Origin of the sequence: Pontibacter ramchanderi, assembly GCF_002846395.1 — a bacterium.
Classification (GTDB): domain Bacteria; phylum Bacteroidota; class Bacteroidia; order Cytophagales; family Hymenobacteraceae; genus Pontibacter; species Pontibacter ramchanderi.
Window position 1 is genome coordinate 26,049 of record NZ_PJMU01000005.1, and the last position, 18,066, is coordinate 44,114.

Annotated in this window: 16 protein-coding genes; 8 read left to right on the top strand and 8 right to left on the bottom strand. The window is 52.5% G+C overall.

Translation table 11 applies throughout. The annotated features are described in order from the left end of the window. Positions 1 to 121: 121 nt before the first annotated feature. Positions 122 to 781, top strand: a complete 660-nt coding sequence (locus tag BD749_RS18120) for a porin family protein (protein ID WP_101447149.1) — start codon at positions 122 to 124, stop codon at positions 779 to 781. Positions 782 to 875: 94 nt separating this feature from the next. On the opposite strand, the gene BD749_RS18125 is transcribed toward BD749_RS18120, so the two are convergent. The 7 genes from BD749_RS18125 to uvrA form a co-directional block, all read right to left on the bottom strand. After that, the gene (locus tag BD749_RS18125) at positions 876 to 2,237 is read right to left on the bottom strand and encodes a dipeptidase (RefSeq protein ID WP_101447151.1); all 1,362 of its coding nucleotides are present in this window, start codon (positions 2,235 to 2,237) and stop codon (positions 876 to 878) included. A 93-nt stretch (positions 2,238 to 2,330) separates the two neighbouring features. Continuing rightward, positions 2,331 to 2,975 (bottom strand): glycerol-3-phosphate 1-O-acyltransferase PlsY, encoded by a 645-nt coding sequence (gene plsY / locus BD749_RS18130; protein ID WP_101447153.1) that lies wholly within the window; start codon positions 2,973 to 2,975, stop codon positions 2,331 to 2,333. Between the two features lie 157 nt (positions 2,976 to 3,132). Continuing rightward, complete coding sequence (locus BD749_RS18135) at positions 3,133 to 7,920, bottom strand: hypothetical protein (protein ID WP_101447155.1); 4,788 nt, start codon at positions 7,918 to 7,920, stop codon at positions 3,133 to 3,135. An 18-nt stretch (positions 7,921 to 7,938) separates the two neighbouring features. Continuing rightward, positions 7,939 to 8,769 (bottom strand): 50S ribosomal protein L11 methyltransferase, encoded by an 831-nt coding sequence (gene prmA / locus BD749_RS18140; protein WP_101447157.1) that lies wholly within the window; start codon positions 8,767 to 8,769, stop codon positions 7,939 to 7,941. A gap of 9 nt (positions 8,770 to 8,778) precedes the next feature. Next, positions 8,779 to 9,150 carry a hypothetical protein gene (locus tag BD749_RS18145; RefSeq protein WP_180336459.1) on the bottom strand — a complete coding sequence of 124 codons (372 nt, stop codon included), beginning with the start codon at positions 9,148 to 9,150 and terminating at the stop codon, positions 8,779 to 8,781. A 92-nt stretch (positions 9,151 to 9,242) separates the two neighbouring features. Continuing rightward, the gene (gene tpiA / locus BD749_RS18150) at positions 9,243 to 10,004 is read right to left on the bottom strand and encodes a triose-phosphate isomerase (protein ID WP_101447159.1); all 762 of its coding nucleotides are present in this window, start codon (positions 10,002 to 10,004) and stop codon (positions 9,243 to 9,245) included. A 137-nt stretch (positions 10,005 to 10,141) separates the two neighbouring features. After that, positions 10,142 to 12,949: an excinuclease ABC subunit UvrA gene (uvrA, locus tag BD749_RS18155; RefSeq protein WP_101447161.1), complete on the bottom strand. Its 2,808-nt coding sequence runs from the start codon at positions 12,947 to 12,949 to the stop codon at positions 10,142 to 10,144. A 333-nt stretch (positions 12,950 to 13,282) separates the two neighbouring features. Here uvrA and BD749_RS18160 point away from each other — a divergent pair, with 333 nt between their 5' ends. Next, positions 13,283 to 13,405, top strand: coding sequence for a 30S ribosomal protein THX (locus BD749_RS18160; RefSeq protein WP_101447163.1), 123 nt, complete (start codon positions 13,283 to 13,285; stop codon positions 13,403 to 13,405). Positions 13,406 to 13,465: 60 nt separating this feature from the next. On the opposite strand, the gene BD749_RS18165 is transcribed toward BD749_RS18160, so the two are convergent. After that, positions 13,466 to 14,734 (bottom strand): MFS transporter, encoded by a 1,269-nt coding sequence (locus BD749_RS18165; protein WP_101447165.1) that lies wholly within the window; start codon positions 14,732 to 14,734, stop codon positions 13,466 to 13,468. A gap of 68 nt (positions 14,735 to 14,802) precedes the next feature. On the opposite strand from BD749_RS18165, the gene BD749_RS19505 reads away from it, so the two are divergent. The 6 genes from BD749_RS19505 to nth all read left to right on the top strand — a co-directional run bounded on the left by BD749_RS19505 (position 14,803) and on the right by nth (position 18,047). Then, positions 14,803 to 14,979 (top strand): hypothetical protein, encoded by a 177-nt coding sequence (locus tag BD749_RS19505; protein WP_180336460.1) that lies wholly within the window; start codon positions 14,803 to 14,805, stop codon positions 14,977 to 14,979. A 296-nt stretch (positions 14,980 to 15,275) separates the two neighbouring features. Then, positions 15,276 to 15,611: a hypothetical protein gene (locus tag BD749_RS18170; protein WP_101447167.1), complete on the top strand. Its 336-nt coding sequence runs from the start codon at positions 15,276 to 15,278 to the stop codon at positions 15,609 to 15,611. Between the two features lie 158 nt (positions 15,612 to 15,769). Then, positions 15,770 to 16,159 (top strand): group III truncated hemoglobin, encoded by a 390-nt coding sequence (locus tag BD749_RS18175; RefSeq protein ID WP_101447368.1) that lies wholly within the window; start codon positions 15,770 to 15,772, stop codon positions 16,157 to 16,159. Between the two features lie 374 nt (positions 16,160 to 16,533). Beyond that, positions 16,534 to 17,136 carry an RNA polymerase sigma factor gene (locus tag BD749_RS18180; protein ID WP_101447169.1) on the top strand — a complete coding sequence of 201 codons (603 nt, stop codon included), beginning with the start codon at positions 16,534 to 16,536 and terminating at the stop codon, positions 17,134 to 17,136. Then, entirely contained in the window at positions 17,111 to 17,341 is a 231-nt protein-coding gene (locus tag BD749_RS18185; protein WP_101447171.1) for a hypothetical protein, read from the top strand. The genes BD749_RS18180 and BD749_RS18185 overlap by 26 nt, the downstream gene beginning before the upstream one ends. Before the next feature lie 19 nt (positions 17,342 to 17,360). Further along, a complete protein-coding gene (gene nth, locus BD749_RS18190) occupies positions 17,361 to 18,047 on the top strand; it encodes an endonuclease III (RefSeq protein ID WP_101447173.1) in 687 nt (228 codons plus the stop codon). Positions 18,048 to 18,066: the final 19 nt, after the last annotated feature.

Genomic DNA, 18,066 nt, shown 5'->3' on the forward strand with positions numbered 1-18,066 from the left:
GCGCCTGGCGGCTTTTTTTATTTCTGACCCTGCCCACTATACCTTGCGCTTAACTAAATGCAGCCGTCTGGAGTACAATGAAGCAAAGGCTTAGGCCTGCCTCGTGTAAAAACCTGCAATTATGAAAAAGATTATACCTCTTCTGGCGCTGCTGTTTGCCATCCAGTACGCAGCGGAAGCCCAGTATTACCGCTACGGCGTGAAAGTCGGTGGCGGCTTCTCCAAAGCTGCCGGCTCCGATGCACCCTCTGACCAGATCAACCACCTGGCAGGCATGCACGGTGGCTTTGTGTTTGCTTACGAGTTCGCCTCCCGCCTCTCGGTGCAACCGGAGTTGCACTACAGCCGCAAAGGCTTCACCTACGACAACTATACCTTGAATATGCCTCCTGAAACAGCCCTTGCAGGAGACCTTCGCCTCGATTACATTGAGCTCCCGCTTATGGTTAAACTACAAAAGGCTGCTTTGTTTGTTGAAGCAGGGCCTTATATGGGCTACCTTTTAAATGTCGGCAACAAGGTTAACATCATCGACCTGGACCCCAGGACAGACCCGCCACCCGTAATTGGACGAGAAGATATCGACAGAGATGATTTCAACAGCTTTGATGCTGGCTATGCGGTGGGCGCAGGTTTGATGCTCGAAAGCGGTTTCTTTCTGAACCTGCGACACACCGGCAGCCTTCGCCCTTTTCCTAAACAAGACTTGACCCAGCGCAACCTGGTCTGGCAGCTTTCCATTGGCTTCCTGATGCCCGCCCGCCGGCCCGGCAACTGGTAAGGCAAACGGCTATACCTTGGGGTGCTATACCTAAAACAAAGCAGCCCTGCTACTCCAGTTGAGTAACAGGGCTGCTCGCTTTTGGAGAAGATGCTTATTTGCTCATCTCAGCATAGTACTTATAAAACTGCGGGATCGTCTCTATACCTTTCATAAAGTTGAAGACACCGAAGTGTTCGTTCGGTGAGTGGATCGCATCGGTATCCAGGCCAAAGCCCATCAGCACCGAATCCAAACCGAGCTCTGACTTAAACATGGCTACAATTGGAATAGAGCCACCACTGCGCACCGGCACTGGCTTTACGCCAAAGGTCTCTTCGTAGGCTTTGGCAGCCGCCTGGTAGGCAATCGAGTCGGTTGGTGTTACCACTGGCTCACCGCCGTGGTGCGGCTTCACTACTACTTTCACGCTCTTCGGCGCAATGCTCTCAAAATAGTTCTTGAACTTCTCTGTGATCTCCTCGGAAGTCTGGTTCGGCACCAGGCGCATCGATATTTTAGCGAAGGCCTGCGATGGGATGACCGTTTTAGCTCCTTCGCCGGTATAGCCCCCCCAGATACCATTCACATCCAGCGTCGGGCGGATGGAATTGCGTTCCATGGTCACATAGCCTTCCTCACCGTGCACATCCGGCAGGTCGAGGGCCTGCTTATACTTGTCTAGGCTGAAAGGGGCGCGGGCCATCTCAGCGCGCTCCTCCTGGCTCAGCTCCTGCACGTTGTCGTAGAAGCCAGGTATGGTGATGTGGTTGTTCTCGTCGTGCATGGCAGCGATCATCTGGCACAGGATGTTGATTGGGTTTGCTACCGCACCACCGTACAAACCAGAGTGAAGGTCGCGGTTCGGGCCGGTCACCTCCACCTCCACGTAGCTCATGCCGCGCAAACCAGTCGTAATAGATGGCGTGTCGTTGCCCAGCATACCTGTGTCCGAGATCAGGATCACATCGGCCTGCAGTTTCTCTTTGTTGTTTTTCACGAAAGTGGCCAGGTTAGCAGAGCCTACTTCCTCTTCGCCCTCGATCATGAACTTCACGTTGCAGGTAAGCGCGTCGTTCTGCATCATCACTTCAAAGGCCTTCACGTGCATGTACATCTGGCCTTTGTCGTCGCAGGCACCGCGGGCGTATATCTTGCCGTCTTTTATCACGGGCTCAAACGGAGGCGAATGCCACAGTTCGTATGGGTCGGCGGGCTGCACATCGTAATGGCCGTACACCAGCACGGTAGGCAGGCTAGGGTCTACCACTTTCTCGCCGTATACAATCGGGTAGCCGGCGGTCTCGCAAAGCTCTACGTTATCGGCTCCGGCGTCGCGCAGCTTCTGGGCCACAAACTCGGCGGTGCGCAGTACATCCTGCTTAAACTTCGGGTCGGCGCTTACAGAAGGGATGCGCAGCATGTCCAGCAGCTCGTTTATAAATCGGTCTTTGTTGTCAGCAATATATTGGTTCATAGTCTAGATAAATGTCTTGCCTTAAAGGTACGAAAAAAGCCACCCTTCGGAAAGAGTGGCTTTTAGAATGCTAATACCTAGAAGTAGCTATACCTATTTCCGGAGCCCCAGCTTAATGTTGGCTTTGCTCTCTTCGCCATTTATGAGTCGGTTGATGTTCTTGCGGTGCGTCAGTACCACCACAGCGAACACGATGAATCCAAAGATGATCAGGATCGGGTTGTCCGGATGGAAGCGTGGCAGCAGCAGCAGGATCGGGAAGGCCAGCGCGGCTATCATAGAACCCAGCGACACATACTTGGAGGTAAAGAGCACGATCACAAAAATGATCATACACATCAGGGCTACTTCCAGGTGTATGGCCAGCATCATGCCTAGCAGCGTTGCCACGCCTTTTCCGCCCTTAAAGCGCTCGTATACCGGAAAAATATGCCCTACCACGGCCAGTGCACCCATTGCCAGTTGATAGAAGATCAGATCATCGGCGGGTATGGCATTAAAGATCACCAGCAAGGCTGCCAGCGAAGTGGCCACCCAGCCCTTAAAGATGTCGATCAGCATCACAATGGTGCCCGGCTTTTTGCCCAGCACCCGAAATGTATTGGTTGCGCCGGAGTTGCCACTGCCATGCTGGCGAATGTCAATTCCGTAGTAGGCTTTGCCGATCCAAACGGCGGTGCAGATAGAACCGATCAGGTATGCTACTAAAAATAAAGCGGCAATTAAAAGTATGTTCATGACGCGTGTGTCAGCTTTTGTTGCATTAACTGCACTTAACAAAATTAAGTGCAGTCAGCTTGTATATTTTTTGAAAAGAACCCAAATATAGGTACTAGTTAATTCAATATCCAAAAGAGAAATATCTTTCCCTATACGTCCGGGAGGCAGTTATCGGTTATTGCCAGCCTTCTTCCTCTTCGGTATTTCCTTTTTTCTTCTTCTTTTTCTTTTTCGTGTCCTCTTCTTCGTCCTCCGCAACATTAAAGCCACCCTGCTCTGCCACAGGTGGTTGAGTGGCTACTTTAAAGGCGTCTTTGCCGCCCAGGTAGTCGTGCTTAAACTGATCAACAAAACGGTTCTTGTCGATGCTCTCTCCCATGTACATACCGTACTTGCGGGAGCGCCCGCCGCTGGCTTTCGAGCGGATGGCCTTGTTCAGGTCAGCGTCTGAAGAAACGACTACCAGCCCATTTTCCATATAGTTCAGGAACACCCAGGTATACGGATCGGCCTGCAGGTATAGGTTCACCACCGGTTCGCCGTTCAGATCCTGCTTTATTTCCATAAAGCCGTCCATGTATGCCCCGATCTCCTCTTTCATCACATTCGATAAACCCAGCTTACCCACGCTGTACCAGGCATTGGTCTTGTTAGACCAGCGCAGGTCCACGTTATCGAACACCATGCTGCGCACCAGCTTGTTAGACAGTTTTGGTAATGTAATGGCACCCCCCTGGTAGCGCTGCGCGTCGCGGCTGCCGATGATGTTGGCCAGCTTATACGTCATTGCCTCATCACCGCCCTGGTCACCCCCTCCACGAATGGCTGTTTCGTTCAGCTTTTTTCCTAGCGCCGCTATAACAGAGCTGTGCATGTTCATGTCAAAGGCCATGAGGGCATCAATGGCATAGTAGCCGCTGTCGGTTTTGGCTATACCTGTACCGGCCGACTCTATCCCGAAGTCTTTCATGGAGTTCACCAGGTTTAGCTTGCCTTCGAAAGCCACTGTTTTAGAGCCCTCATTGTAGCGCAGCTCGTTGCCCTCATAAGACCCGGCGGCCGAACGGGCGGCATCTGTGATCTTGAATTCGCTCTTCTCTTTGTCGTAAGACAGGTCGCCGCTCACCGTAAAGATATCGAGGTCGTCTTCGTACTGCTTTTTCGAAACGAAGGTGTTGTAAGGCTTAAAGGTTCCGCGCGACAGGTGCAAGCCAGTGTATAGCTGGTTCCCATCGGGGGCTTTCTGCTTCATGATTGGGATGCGCACGTTGTCCGGGTTCAGCGAGTCGCGCTTGAACGGGAACCAGTCGGAGTCCTCTTCGTTTCCGGTGAAGTTCAGCTTTAGGTCACCGTCGAAATCCATGTGCGGACGATAAGAGTACATGGTCACGTTGCCTCTGTAGCGGATATGCGGGAAGATATAGAAGTTATCCGTCTCGCGCACCAAGGCCTGTGCATAGGTCGTGTTGATGCTGGATTTTTTCTTCAGTTGGTGCTGCTTGTACACAAAGTCCGCAAACTGCAGCTTAAACGAATCGGAGGCGGCATTCTGGTAATCGTGCATCGCGGTGCCACTGAAAGCGTTTCGTGAGAGCACATTGATATTACCGGCATACAGCTTGTGGAACTGCTGCAGGGAGTCGGCCATAACGCGGGCGTTGCGCAGGGTCGTGATGGTGGCGCCCGCCGCTACAGCCACCTTGCCGCTGTCAGGTACGATGTGTACATCGCCTACAGGTATAAAAGGCACACCGCCCGCCAGGATAGAATTTACTTTCAGATCGTACTCACCTGTAGCGGCACTGAAGTAGAGCCCCTCCTGCTCCGGATGCTGCGAGTAGAAGTAGTTCTTGCCAGCTGCATCGTCAGCGGCCAGGCTTACTTTCTGCTGCTTCATGTCCCAGGTGGCCCGGCTCATCGACGTTTTGTACTGCGCCTGCGGGAACTCGATGCTAGCTATACCTTTCTGCTCACTGCCGAACTCCACAAAGCGCTTGTCCAGGTCGTAACTGATGGCCATATCCGTTGCTTTCATGGCCGGTTTGCCCGCCACATCCGACTTCACGATCATCTGCGCATTGTTGCCCGACAAGTTACGCCCTCTGAACGAGAGCTTCTGCGATACAATGTTGGCATCGGGGTTGTCCAGTTCGCCTTCACCGTACAGGCCTCCCGGCGACAGTTTGGCCGTTCCCGTAAATTTAAACTCCTCTTTGTAGATCTTCATCGGGTTCTCAGCAGCCACCATTACATACATGGTATCCTGCTTTGGCGCCCAAACCATTTCATAGTGCCCTATGCTTGCTACCGGGAAGTTGGCAACGCCGCCTCCGGGCTCCATCTTCGCGCTGCTGCCTTTTTGGGTCACTACTTTATCGAGGTAGTAAGTATACTCGGGTGCCTCAAAAGTCGAGGTTAGGTATTTGAGCGTTCCCCGGCTCTGTATACCTTCGGAGCTCATCATAATGGTGTCGTAGGCTATACCTTTGCCTCCAAATGCCGGCAGACCGTTAGGCCCGGGTTGGTAATAGAAACCGAGCGTCTCGTCCGGCATCATGGTCAGCTTCGTTTTGATCGGCGGGAAAATGTTGCCGGAATGGAAAGTCCCACTAAAGCCGATCATGCTTTTGCCTTTGCTCAAACTGTCGAGCTTGTAAGACGGGATGTCGAAGTAAACGGTGCTGTCGTAGGCACCGGCCAGCACGTCGGGTCTGGCAAAGGCTACCTGCCCACCCATTGGCGAGTCGAATTTCGGATACTCCGGGTAGTGCTTGCGGCCCGACTTGTTGTTTGGCTTGTTAATGTAAAGTTTGCCCGACATTTTGCCTGAACGGCTGGTCATTACCTGTTCAAGCTCTTTCTTCTTACCGACTGCACGGCGCTTTTTCGTTACAAATGCCACCGTGTCCAGTTTCTGCATATCGATCATGAACTCGTTGTAATCGAATTTGAACTGTGAGCCCCTGAAATTGAGGCGGCCAGCGTACAGTCTGCCCCCAAACTCCATGTTGCGGTTATCGAGCAGGTGCACTATGTTGCTGTCGGGCACGGCATATACAGTAGAGGAGTCGTTGTTGAAGGCCATCTTCTCCACACCACGCACCGTCAGGCGGTTGCTGTTCAGGTTGAGGGTGGCGTTGCGGCCCGACGGCACCACCGACTTGATTACCAGGTGGTCATAATCGCTCAGGTTTTGCGCGGAGCCCACATAGTGCCAGGCTTTGGGCTTCAGGGAAATGAAGTTAGACTGACCGTCGTAGGTCAGGTATCCTTCGCGGGCGAGCCCGATGGCGGCTTCGCGTACCGCTTTTTCACTTAGTTTCGATGCTTTGGCTACATCAAAAGCGTAAAAGTCGTTGGTTTTGGTTTTGGCCGCATACGACACCAGCACTTGCAAAGGGTGGAAACTAGCCACACCAACCAACTGTTGAAAGCGCATGTTCGAGAAATACTGCGCCGACTCAAGCTGCACAGGTATAAGCGTCTTGGTGTTCAGGATCGAGAAGTTGATGTGCGGCGTGCCCAGGTTCCAGGCCAGTCGCTCGGCCGTGATCTCGAACTTGTGGTAGCTATCGTAAAATGGAGTTTTGCTGTATACGCCTTTGTCACGGGTCAGTACCAGTTCGCGGGTAGGCTTGGAGTAGCGTAAATGCATGGCCGGGTGCGTGAGCGAATCCCGACGCTGGTTCTGGTAAATGGCTACGTAAGCTCTATTGGCAAATATAATCGAGTCGTTGAGGTTATAGTTGTGTGCCATCGACCGGAACTTCTTCTTTCCGTCTTCCAGAACGGCCAGCGCCGATATGCTGCCATCAAGCGGCTTACTACCGATCAGGTTGCCGGCCAGCGTGAAGCCACCGGTATACACAATGTCCTTGCCCAGGCTTTTCACTTTGGCATCGTTGGTGTAAGACGCAAAACGCGGGTACGATTTTTCGCCGTTGGTGCCGGCTTTCGTGCTTCTGAACTCAAACACGCCCTCGATGGGAGCATCGAGTACCGCATTGTAGGTGATGGTGGCTTCCGGCACTTTAAAAGCAGCGGCCGTGATGTCGAAGTTATAGCCCTTGAATGTTGCCGAAACCGGCTTTCCGTCCGCCTCCCACGCAAATGATCCGCCTTCACCCACGAACAGATTGCTCGCCAGCATCAGGTGTCCGCTGGTTTTCATAATGGTCGTGGAGTCGTGTATGGTGGCAAAGCTCAGGCTCACGTTCTCCAGTTTCAGCACCGGGCCGTTTACTTGTGGCTGGGCAGGTATAAACATCTTTTTGAAGTCGTCGCGGCGCTTTTTCTCCGCCACCTTCGGGTCTACTTTTTTGGCTGCTGCTGGCTTGGGTGTATCCCAGGAATCACCCCAGTCGTCGGCGGTGGCCTCGCTGCTCTCGCCTGTCACCTCATCGTCCCACGAAAAACTATCCCAATCGCTTACCTCGGCTGACTTCTCCTTTTCTTTCGGAGCGGCCTTGCCCTCGTAGGCAAAACTCACGGTGCCTCCCACGGTGCGCAAGGTATACTGCTTGTTCTGGTACAGAACACCGGTGCTTAGGTAGCTGCTGCTGGTCTGGAAGAAGCGGTCAAGGGCCGCGCCTTCGTCCTGCTGCACTGCTTTGGCCACTACCTCCAGCATGTTGTCAATTTGGGCGCCACGCATGTTGTGGTGGTTCACAGCGCCTACCAGCATTTGGTAGAAGTTCTCGTAATGCGGATTGACGCGCATCTTTTTGCGGTACATCAGCTGCGAAATGTCGATCACCTGCTGCTTTTGCTTGTCGGACAGCCGTTGGTTGCCCCACACGCTCTCCAGTGCAGCGCCAAGCGCCTCGGCATCTTTGGCCTTGCCGGTTACCAGCATGTTTTTGGCATCGATGATGTACTGCGCCGGGTCGGTCGCCAGCTTGGTCTGGGCCTGCGCTGCAAACACCGCCAGAAAAAACAAAAAGGGTAGAAGTTTATATTTCATAGGTTGGGAGATTTTAGATTAGCTGTTCTTAAAAATAGCGGACACCCAGTTGTTCTTGGTGCGGTGCGACACGTAGGTAAGGCCCAGTTCAGTTGCCCGTTGCTGTAGCGCAGGCAGGTCCTCGGTATAGAAACCGCTCAGCAGCAGGGTGCCCTCCGGCTTCAGCACCGCCACGTAGGCAGGCATGTCGTCGAGCAGCACGTTGCGGTTGATGTTGGCCAGAATGATGTCATAAGGTTGGTCTCCGGCAATGGCCTCGGCGCCGCCAAGCCTTACATCTATACTTGGGTAGCCGTTTTCTATGGCGTTCTCGCGAGCATTCTCCACGGTCCAGTCCTCTATTTCTACGGCTACGATCTCCGCAGCGCCCAACTCTCCGGCCATTATTGCCAGTATACCTGTGCCGCAGCCCATGTCCAGCACGCGCTTGCCCTGGTGGTCCAGTGTTAGCTGGTTCTCGATCATGAGCGTGGTGGTCTCGTGGTGGCCCGTACCGAACGACATTTTCGGATTGATGACGATGTCGTACTTTGCCTCGGCTGGTTTCTCGTGGAACGAGGCCCGCACAGACACCTGCCCGCCAATGAAGAGCGGTTCGAAGTTGCGTTCCCACTCTTCATTCCAGTTTTGGCGCTCAATCTTCTTTACCTGGTACTCCACGGTCGTATACCCAGCGTAGCGGGCGATCATGTTATTCAGCTCGTGCTGGTCGAACTTGTCTTCGTCGATGTATGCGTTAAAGCCCACCTCGGTTTCTACAAAGGCGTCGAATCCCAACTCGCCCATTTCGGCTGTGAAGATGTCGGCAAAATCGGGGCTTACTTTCAGGGCTACTTCTATAAAATCCATGCGCGTATGTTAAGGGCGGCACGCTGCGTAGGAGCGCACGTTGGTAAAATGTACAGTAAAATCAGCAAAATTCCGGTTATCGGTCACGTACAGCACGTGGTCGGCGAAGGCTTTTTTGTTGGTAATGTGCCAGATGGCCGTGCCGTCGGCAAAGAGTTTGTTGTTCTCGCGGTACACCACCATCGAGGCAAAGGCTTCGTCATCGCCCAGGTATACCGTGTAGGCAGCGGTGTTCTTGTACTTGGGGTCGCGCTCCAGGTATACAGACCCGTAAATGCGACAAATATCGTTATTTGATACAGTTACAGGGGCGTTGGCTGCTGGCTGAGGCGCTGCCAGGTATGGGAGCATCGACAACCAAAAGGATATCATTAGAATCATAAAAGATAATTTAGCCAAATATAACTATATCTGCAATAAAAAAGGCTGCTCACTATATAGTGAACAGCCTTTTTTCCTGTGTTATTTGATTATCAGAATGATTTGATAATGTCGGTAAAGTCGCGTGATTTGAGTGAGGCCCCTCCGATCAGGCCACCGTCCACATCGGGTTGCGCGAACAATTCTTTTGCATTGCCCGGGTTGCAGCTGCCTCCGTACAGGATGGAGCAGTTGAATGCCGCCTCGGCATCAAACATGCGCGAAAGCTGCTCTCGGATGTAAGCGTGCATTTCCTGTGCCTGCTGGCTGCTGGCAGTGCGGCCCGTGCCAATGGCCCAGATCGGCTCGTAAGCGATCACCACCTTATCAAATTCCTCGTTGCTCAGGTATGAGAGGCTGTCGTGCAGTTGCTTGCCCACGTATTCGAAGTGGCGGTCGGCGTCGCGCTCCTCCAGGGGCTCACCGCAGCAGAAGATTGGGGTCATGCCCTGTGCAATCGTTGCTTTCAGTTTTTTATAAAGCGCCTGCGCGTCTTCGTGATGGTACATGCGGCGCTCGCTGTGGCCGATGATCACGTACTGCACTCCCACCGACTTGAGCATGCTGGCCGACACCTCACCGGTATAGGCGCCGCTGTCGTGCTCGCTCACGTTCTGGGCCGCCAGGTGCATCAGGTCGTTGCCTTGGGTTAATTTGCCCACGCTCTGCAGGAACGGAAAAGGTGGTGCCACAATCACGGTCACATCGCCGTTTACCTCGTCTTTCACCATGTTATCGATCTCCGATACCAGCGACAGCGCCTCCTCGTAGGTCTTGTTCATTTTCCAGTTGCCGGCAACAATTCGTTTTCTCATGTTTTATAGTAGCTATTGATTTATTTTGATTTACACCCGTACGGCAAGTTAGCAAAATAAGGTATACCCGCCTTGCTATACCTTAAAAACAAGCGCCGCGACAAAACCAATTGCCGCGGCGCTTATACATATACACTTTAGAGTCTATCCTTCAGGAACCTGGCCGTATGGTTATCTTCCAGTTTGGCCATTTCCTCCGGCGTACCTTCAAACAACAAGTGCCCGCCGTTAGTGCCTCCTTCCGGACCCAGGTCAATGATCCAGTCGGCGGATTTAATAATGTCCATGTTGTGCTCGATGATAACGACGGTGTTGCCATTCTCGATCAGGGCATTGATGGACTGCAGCAGCTTGTTGATGTCGTGGAAGTGCAGTCCGGTGCTCGGCTCGTCGAAGATGAACAGGATATCCTCCTGATGCGCCTGTACGCCTTTGGTCAGGAACGACGCCAGCTTCACGCGCTGCGCCTCGCCACCCGACAAGGTGTTGCTCGACTGCCCCAACCGGATATAACCCAGACCCACATCGTTCAACGGTTTCAGCTTCTCCACGATCTTCGACTGATCGGCAAAAAAGTCGATGCTGTCAGCGATGGTCATGTCCAGCACTTCGGAGATGCTCTTGTCTTTGTATTTGATGTCAAGCACGTCCTGTTTGAAGCGCTGGCCGTGGCAGCTCTCGCAGGTGAGGTAGATGTCGGCCATGAACTGCATCTCGATCTTCACCTGGCCCTCGCCCTGGCATACCTCGCAGCGCCCTCCCTCAATGTTGAAGGAGAAGTGCGATGGCTTGAACCCACGCGACTTGGCCAGTGGTTGGTCAGCATACAAGGTCCGGATGGCATCATAGGCCTTCACATAAGTTACCGGGTTAGAGCGTGACGACTTACCAATCGGGTTCTGGTCCACAAACTCCACGTGCCGGATCTTGTTGTAGTCGCCGGCCAGCTTATCAAATTTACCGGTCGCCTCTGCCGTGTTGCCGTGCAGCTTCATCATGGCCGGCGCAAGTATCTTCTTGATCAGGGTCGACTTGCCCGAGCCACTCACGCCGGTTACCACTGTCATCACACCCAGCGGCACTTTCACACTTAGGTTTTTAAGGTTGTTCTCACGGGCACCCTGTATCTCGATAGCGTTGCGCCATTTGCGGCGACGTGCCGGCACCGATACTTCCATTTTTCCGCTCAGGTATTTGGCGGTATAGGTATCGGCCGTTTGGGTCATCTCATCCAGCGTGCCCTGGAACATCAGGTTGCCGCCACCAGAGCCAGCCTCCGGCCCGATATCAATCAGTTGGTCAGCGGCACGCATCATCTCCTCTTCGTGCTCCACCACAATCACGGTGTTGCCTAGCTTTTGCAGGGAGCGCAGCACGCCGATAAGCTGCTCGGAGTCTTTGGGGTGCAGACCAATGCTTGGTTCGTCGAGGATATACATGGAACCTACGAGGGCGCTACCCAGCGAAGTCGCCAGGTTGATGCGCTGGCTTTCACCACCTGAGAGGGTATTGGAAAGTCGGTTAAGCGTCAGGTAACCCAGACCCACACGCACCAGGTAGCCCAGGCGGTTGGTCACTTCCGTAACCAGGCGCTCGGCCACGTTACGCTCGTGCTCGGTTAGTTGTATTTGCTCAAAAAACGGCAATGCCTGTGTGATCGGCATCAGTACCAGATCGGTGATGCTCTTGCCATTGATCTTCACGTAGCTGGCATCTTTGCGCAATCGCGAGCCTTTGCAGTCGGGGCAGGTGGTGCGGCCGCGGTAGCGCGACAGCATCACGCGGTACTGTATTTTGTGCGTCTGCGATTGCAGGTGCTTGAAGAAGTCGTTTAGTCCTTCGAAGTATTTGTTGCCTGTCCAAAGCAATTCCTGCTCTTTCTCAGAAAGTTCGTTGTAAGGACGGTGGATCGGGAAGTCAAAGCGGATGCCGTTCTTCACAAGCGGCTGCAGCCATTCGTTCATTTTCTCGGAACGCCAGGGCGCAACGGCTCCTTCGTATACCGTCAGGCTTTTGTCGGGTATAACCAGGTCCGGATCTATACCCAGCACACTGCCGAAACCCTCGCAGGTCTGACAGGCGCCGTAAGGGTTGTTGAAGCTGAAGAAGTTGACCGAAGGCTCCTCGAACACCATGCCGTCGAGCTCGAAGCGGTCGGAGAAAACACGCTCCTCGCCATCGCCATACTTCAAACGACACTCGCCGTGGCCTTCAAAGAAGGCCGTCTGCACCGAATCAGCAATGCGGAATTGCAGGTCTTCATCGGATTTGTAAATCACGGCACGGTCTACCAGAATATAAATCTCCTTACCCAGCTTCGGCTTCTTCTCCTCCAGCAGCTCTTCGATAAAGTATACCTGTCCGTCGGCATAGATTCTTGAATAGCCTTTCTGCAGCAGTAGATCCAGTTCCTTATGCAGGGTTCGGTCTTTGTGCAGCTTCAGCGGCGCCAGGATCATCACACGGGCCTCGTCCTCCAGCGAGAAGATGAAGTCCACGACATCAGCCACGCTGTCCTTCTGCACCACCTCACCCGAAACAGGCGAATACGTCTTGCCGATGCGAGCGTAAAGCAGTTTCAGGTAGTCGTAAATTTCGGTGCTGGTACCCACGGTGGAGCGGTTGTTCTTGATGCTCACCTTCTGCTCGATGGCGATGGCCGGGCTGATGCCTTTGATGTAATCCACGTCCGGCTTGTCCATGCGCCCTAAAAACTGGCGGGCATAGGAGCTCAGGCTTTCCACGTACATGCGCTGCCCCTCAGCATACAGCGTATCGAAGGCCAGCGACGACTTGCCGGAGCCGGAAAGGCCGGTAACGACGATGAATTTGTTGCGTGGCAGGGCCACACTGAGATTTTTAAGATTATGCACGCGAGCGCCTTTGATGATGATATGCTGGCGTGGGTCGAGTGCGTCGAGGTTATTTTCGGATGTGTTTGCCATAAAGTATAGCGCCGGCAGAAAAGCCCGCGCATGACGAACTGATTTATATACGATGTAAAGATACGAATACCCTGTCGCATTCTGAAGGCTTTTGACCCTGTACCTGACCTATGGCCTCGGCTTGCAACGTGGCATCCTTTTGAAACACCCTCAGCTCTAAAAAGGTTTAGCCTGCGTTCACTAATTGCCGGTCAAATGAGTCCCACTTTCACGTAAGATGACAGAACCAGGTATGGCACACATTGCCGCTAGTAAATCGCAGCATGTTTAAACTGCAACGGCCTGCTTCCGTATGTATGGGATGCTATCTACAACCACTAAAACCAATTGAACATGGGAAAAGGAGATAAAAAAACGAAGAAAGGCAAAATTGTGAAGGGCACATACGGCAACAGCCGCCCAAAACAGGCCACCAAGAGAAAAGCGGCTGAGAAAAAAGAAGCGGCTGCCAAGTAGCCCTACCCTGCCACATCAGCCATCCCATGCCGCGCCACGCGTAGCATGGGATGTTTTTTTTCAGACAGGTTCCAGCTCGGGCGTCAGGTCCAGCTTGCGCAGTTTGTCGGCTTTCAGGGCCGTTATGCCCACCACCAGCAGCGTGATCGCGCCGCCCAGCACCACCGACGGCACCGCTCCCATTACCTTGGCCATCGCGCCTGCCCGGAAGGCCCCGATCTCGTTAGACGAACCGATGAAGATGCTGTTGACCGAGGAGACGCGGCCCTTCATATACTCCGGCGTCAGGGTATGGAGGAGCGTGGACCGGATGATGACGCTGATGCTGTCGAATGCACCGCTCAGTACCAGCAGCACCAGCGAGAGCCAGAAGCTGGTAGATAACCCGAAGAAAATCAGACTCACCCCGAACCCTGCCACACACCAGAGCATGATCTTCCCGGCTTTCAGGGTAATGGGGTAATAGGCCATCCAGATGGCCATTGCCACCGAACCGACTGCGGGTGCCGCCCGCAGAAAGCCAAGCCCTTGCGGACCGACCAACAGTATATCGGAGGCAAAAACGGGCAACAGCGCCACCGCCCCCCCGAACAGCACAGCGAACATATCCAGGGAAATAGCGTTCATGATGACCTGGTTGCCAAACACGAATCGTATACCTGAGCGCAAGCTCTCCATCATGTTCTGCGGATTAATGTTCTCCGGAAGCGCCTTGCCACCGATCAGCGCGAAGGCAGTGAAGGACAGCAGCACCAGCAGGGCGTCAACAGCATAGGCCGCCGTGATGCCGTAAAAGCCGTACACCAGTCCGCCTAGGGCCGGGCCCACTAGCGAGGCAGCCTGCCAGGTAGTGCTGCTCCAGGTAATGGCATTGGCGTAAAGCTGCTTGTCGGCCACCAGTTGGGGCATAAACGAGAACACGGCCGGCCCCATAAAGCCACGCGCAATCCCGCTGATGAAGATAACCACATAAATCGGCAGCACGCCATACAGAGGCAGCACACGGCTCATATCCAGTGTGAAGTAAAGGAGCGCCAGCGAACAAAGCATTAGCACTGCCACCACCGTCACGATAATGCGCTTGCGGGGCACCGTATCAGCCACGTAGCCGGCATATAGCGACACGAAGATGGAAGGAATTGCCTCCGCCAGCCCAATCAGGCCCAAGGAGAACACATCATTTGTGATTGCATAGATCTGCCAGCCTACCACCACAGCCTGGATTTGCATGGCCAGCGTAATGCACAGTCGCGCCGATATGTACAGCCTGAACTCCGGTAGCCGAAGCACGGCATAGGGGTCGTGCCTGCGTGTTGGCTTAGCCTCCATTTTCCTTTCTCCTATATAAACAGTTTTTCATACCTGCAAAGCTACGCCATGGCAAGTATACCTGCAGAATGGAGCAAGGAATAAATCTGGACAAGCTGCCTGACCCGGAATACGCCAGGCTTGCAGGAAAGCTACCAGAAAGAATCAATTCTCTTCGCAGTGTTGCCTTCATCTCCAGGGCAAGGCAGGTAAGAGGCTCAACCCTACCCGAAAAGACCATTGCAGAAACGGGGCAGGTGCGCTAAAAGACTCTGCACCTATACCATATAAATTTATTTATAATTTCAAGTCGCAAACTGTAACACTCCGCCAGGTATAGAAGTATAATTTTTTACGGAGCGGCGCCACCTCAGCTACCAGCCGCCTCCTGCATGCAAGCCATTGCCAACCTGTGCCTACGCATGCTTTCGGTGCTAACAGCGCCATATTATTCTTTTATTAACAATCCTTTTAGGGGTTAACACAGTCAGCTCAGGTCCGTATCCTTGAGCCAAGGAGCTGTCTTCTTTACTGATTATCAATATTTAAAAATATCAACAACATGGAACAACTGGACATCCGCAAATTATTGGAGAACATCGAGAGAAAGGTGTACCAGCAGGAGATCACATCAAGCTCTGATGTAACGCAACTGATCAACACTGAAATTGCCAAGGCCATTAACCTAAACAGTAGCCTGGCAGGTGGCGAAGGCCTGCAATATCAGAATATCTCATGCACCACCGTGGAGTGCTACTTAGAGCACCTTAAGGCAGTAGAGGCCAAACTGCAAAGCCCTGCCGACATTACGGCGCAATGCAAACCGGTGGAGGAGCGCGAGATCAACCGTCGCCTGCTCTTGATTTTGAATCGATTGAAACGCTACAGCCGGGAATAGCCGGAAACAACAGATTAAAAGACTGATCCTTCGTACAGACGCTCCGTTTTGCGAAGGATTTTTTTATGCCCTTTGTATACCTTTAGTGACCAATGTCATTTTTCCCGCGCTGCTGTGTAAGTAATTTTGTAACCCTATTAGGTTTCAATTTGCAGCACATGAAGGAAGATATTAAAGATGAACAGGATATAAAACTGCTGGTTGACTCGTTTTACGCCAAGGTAAACGAAGACGACCTGTTGGGCCCGGTTTTCAACGGCTTTGCCAATGTGAACTGGGAGCATCACCTGCCTATAATGTACAGTTTCTGGAGCTCCGTGCTGTTTGGTACCATGGCCTACAAGGGCCAACCTTTCCCGAAGCACATGCGCCTGCCCATAGACCGCCAGCACTTTGCACGCTGGGTTACGCTGTTTACCGAAACAGCAGACGAGCTGTTTGAGGGCGAGAAGACAAAAGAGTTAAAGCAGAAAGCCAATAGTATTGCGCAGGTGTTTCAGATGAAAATGGGCCTGATCGGCATCATAGGAAAAGAAACAGTTCTATAAGGAGTAAGCCCTGATAAAAAAGCAGCCATTCCATGCACCTGGAATGGCTGCTTTTTCATTGCCCTACACCTAAGCCAATCACCAACTCCGTAGTAATCGCTTTTAAGCCAGCGATATATACGGAATCGCTATATGTTGAAAAATAAATTTAACTGAAAGCATATACGTTTATATTATCTTGCCGTATATTAGGGAATAGTAATTCTTAACTGATGCATAGCATCTTTAATATTTTTGTTAAAGACACCCGGCTATGTTTGTGCAGTCAAAATGCATTCCCTATATTTGATTTACATTTCTTAAAAATATTTGTTCTTACAGCCTAACGCAACAATATGGTATAAAGCTCTACGTTAAACTAATGTAGCTTTACGATGAATACAACTACCCAGCTGAGCGACTCCGCTTTGGTCTCGCTCTACATCGCAGGTAACGAAAATGCGTTTGAACAGCTAGTAAACAGACACAAGAACAAAGTATTCACTACGATCTTACTGATTGTTAAGGACACGTATACCGCTGAGGATCTCATGCAGGATGCCTTTATCAAGGCGATCCATACCATGAAGGGCGGCAGGTATAACGAAGAAGGCAAGTTCTCTTCCTGGATATGCCGTATTGCCCACAACCTGGCAATCGACTTTTTCCGTAAAGAGAAAAGAAGCCCGATGATCACCCTGGAGGATGGCAGTAATGTGTTCAATGCCCTGTCGTTTGCCGAAGACTCCGTGGAGTCGCAGCAGATAAAGGAGGACACTCATGCCCGCCTGCGCGAGCTGATCCAGACGCTGCCACAGGCGCAGCGGGAAGTACTTATGATGCGCCACTACGCCGACATGAGCTTCCAGGAAATAGCCGAGGCAACCGGAGTGAGCATCAACACAGCTTTAGGTCGTATGCGCTACGCATTGATCAACCTAAGAAAAAAGATGCTTAACAGCACGATTGCTTATGATAAAAACCTCTACTCAGAATGAGCTGATCCAGTACGTATACAATGAGTTGGCAGACCCTGCCCTCGAGCAACTGGAAACAGCATTGATGCACGACAACGAGCTGGCCGAGAGCTGCTCCGATCTCATGCTACTCCAGCGACTGCTCGACGGCGCGGCCAAAAGCCCTAGCCAGCGGTCTATCGACAACATTTTAAATTACTCAAAAAGCTTAAGTTTGCAGTCTTAACCGACTGCAAACTTTTTTTATGCGCAAAAGAGAACGCTACAAGCTGCTGATCGAGCACTTTACCCAGAACTTTCCAGACCCCGAGACCGAGCTGGCCTACTCTAATCCATACGAGCTGATACTGGCTGTCGTGCTCAGTGCCCAGTGCACCGATAAACGCGTGAACATGGTAACGCCTGCTTTGTTCGAGGCATTCCCGACACCGGAGCACCTGGCGGCAGCAACACCGGAAGAGATCTTCCCGATCATCCGAAGCATTTCATACCCTAACAACAAAGCAAAGCACCTGGCCGGACTGGGCAAAATGCTGGTGGAGCAGTTTAACGCAGAGGTGCCGAGCACCGTGGAAGAACTGGTGAAGCTGCCGGGTGTGGGACGCAAAACGGCCAACGTGATCGTTTCGGTGATCTGGAACCAACCGGCTATGGCCGTGGACACGCATGTGTTTCGGGTGAGCAAGCGCCTGGGCCTCGTTTCCAAAACAGCCAAAACACCGCTCGAAGTTGAAAAAGAGCTCGTAGCCAACCTGCCACAAGAGTTGATCGCCAAAGCACACCATTGGCTAATTCTGCACGGTCGCTACATCTGTTTGGCTCGTCGGCCTAAGTGTGAAGAGTGTCCGCTCACGCATTTCTGTGCGTTCTTTCAAAAATACTACCCTAACATACCTGACGACCCGGAAAACAAGGTGGGAGGTATAGTCTGATAAAAAAAGCGGGGGCAGA

Bases quoted from the DNA above. Each gene is read 5' to 3' on its own strand.
- BD749_RS18170 (WP_101447167.1), top strand. From the start codon at position 15,276: ATGGAACAACTGGACATCCGCAAATTATTGGAGAACATCGAGAGAAAG.
- plsY (WP_101447153.1), bottom strand. From the start codon at position 2,975: ATGAACATACTTTTAATTGCCGCTTTATTTTTAGTAGCATACCTGATC.
- BD749_RS18160 (WP_101447163.1), top strand. From the start codon at position 13,283: ATGGGAAAAGGAGATAAAAAAACGAAGAAAGGCAAAATTGTGAAGGGC.
- tpiA (WP_101447159.1), bottom strand. From the start codon at position 10,004: ATGAGAAAACGAATTGTTGCCGGCAACTGGAAAATGAACAAGACCTAC.
- BD749_RS18125 (WP_101447151.1), bottom strand. From the start codon at position 2,237: ATGAACCAATATATTGCTGACAACAAAGACCGATTTATAAACGAGCTG.
- BD749_RS18135 (WP_101447155.1), bottom strand. From the start codon at position 7,920: ATGAAATATAAACTTCTACCCTTTTTGTTTTTTCTGGCGGTGTTTGCA.
- prmA (WP_101447157.1), bottom strand. From the start codon at position 8,769: ATGGATTTTATAGAAGTAGCCCTGAAAGTAAGCCCCGATTTTGCCGAC.
- uvrA (WP_101447161.1), bottom strand. From the start codon at position 12,949: ATGGCAAACACATCCGAAAATAACCTCGACGCACTCGACCCACGCCAG.
- BD749_RS18165 (WP_101447165.1), bottom strand. From the start codon at position 14,734: ATGGAGGCTAAGCCAACACGCAGGCACGACCCCTATGCCGTGCTTCGG.
- BD749_RS18120 (WP_101447149.1), top strand. From the start codon at position 122: ATGAAAAAGATTATACCTCTTCTGGCGCTGCTGTTTGCCATCCAGTAC.
- BD749_RS18145 (WP_180336459.1), bottom strand. From the start codon at position 9,150: ATGATTCTAATGATATCCTTTTGGTTGTCGATGCTCCCATACCTGGCA.
- BD749_RS18180 (WP_101447169.1), top strand. From the start codon at position 16,534: ATGAATACAACTACCCAGCTGAGCGACTCCGCTTTGGTCTCGCTCTAC.
- BD749_RS18185 (WP_101447171.1), top strand. From the start codon at position 17,111: ATGATAAAAACCTCTACTCAGAATGAGCTGATCCAGTACGTATACAAT.
- BD749_RS19505 (WP_180336460.1), top strand. From the start codon at position 14,803: ATGGAGCAAGGAATAAATCTGGACAAGCTGCCTGACCCGGAATACGCC.
- BD749_RS18175 (WP_101447368.1), top strand. From the start codon at position 15,770: ATGAAGGAAGATATTAAAGATGAACAGGATATAAAACTGCTGGTTGAC.
- nth (WP_101447173.1), top strand. From the start codon at position 17,361: ATGCGCAAAAGAGAACGCTACAAGCTGCTGATCGAGCACTTTACCCAG.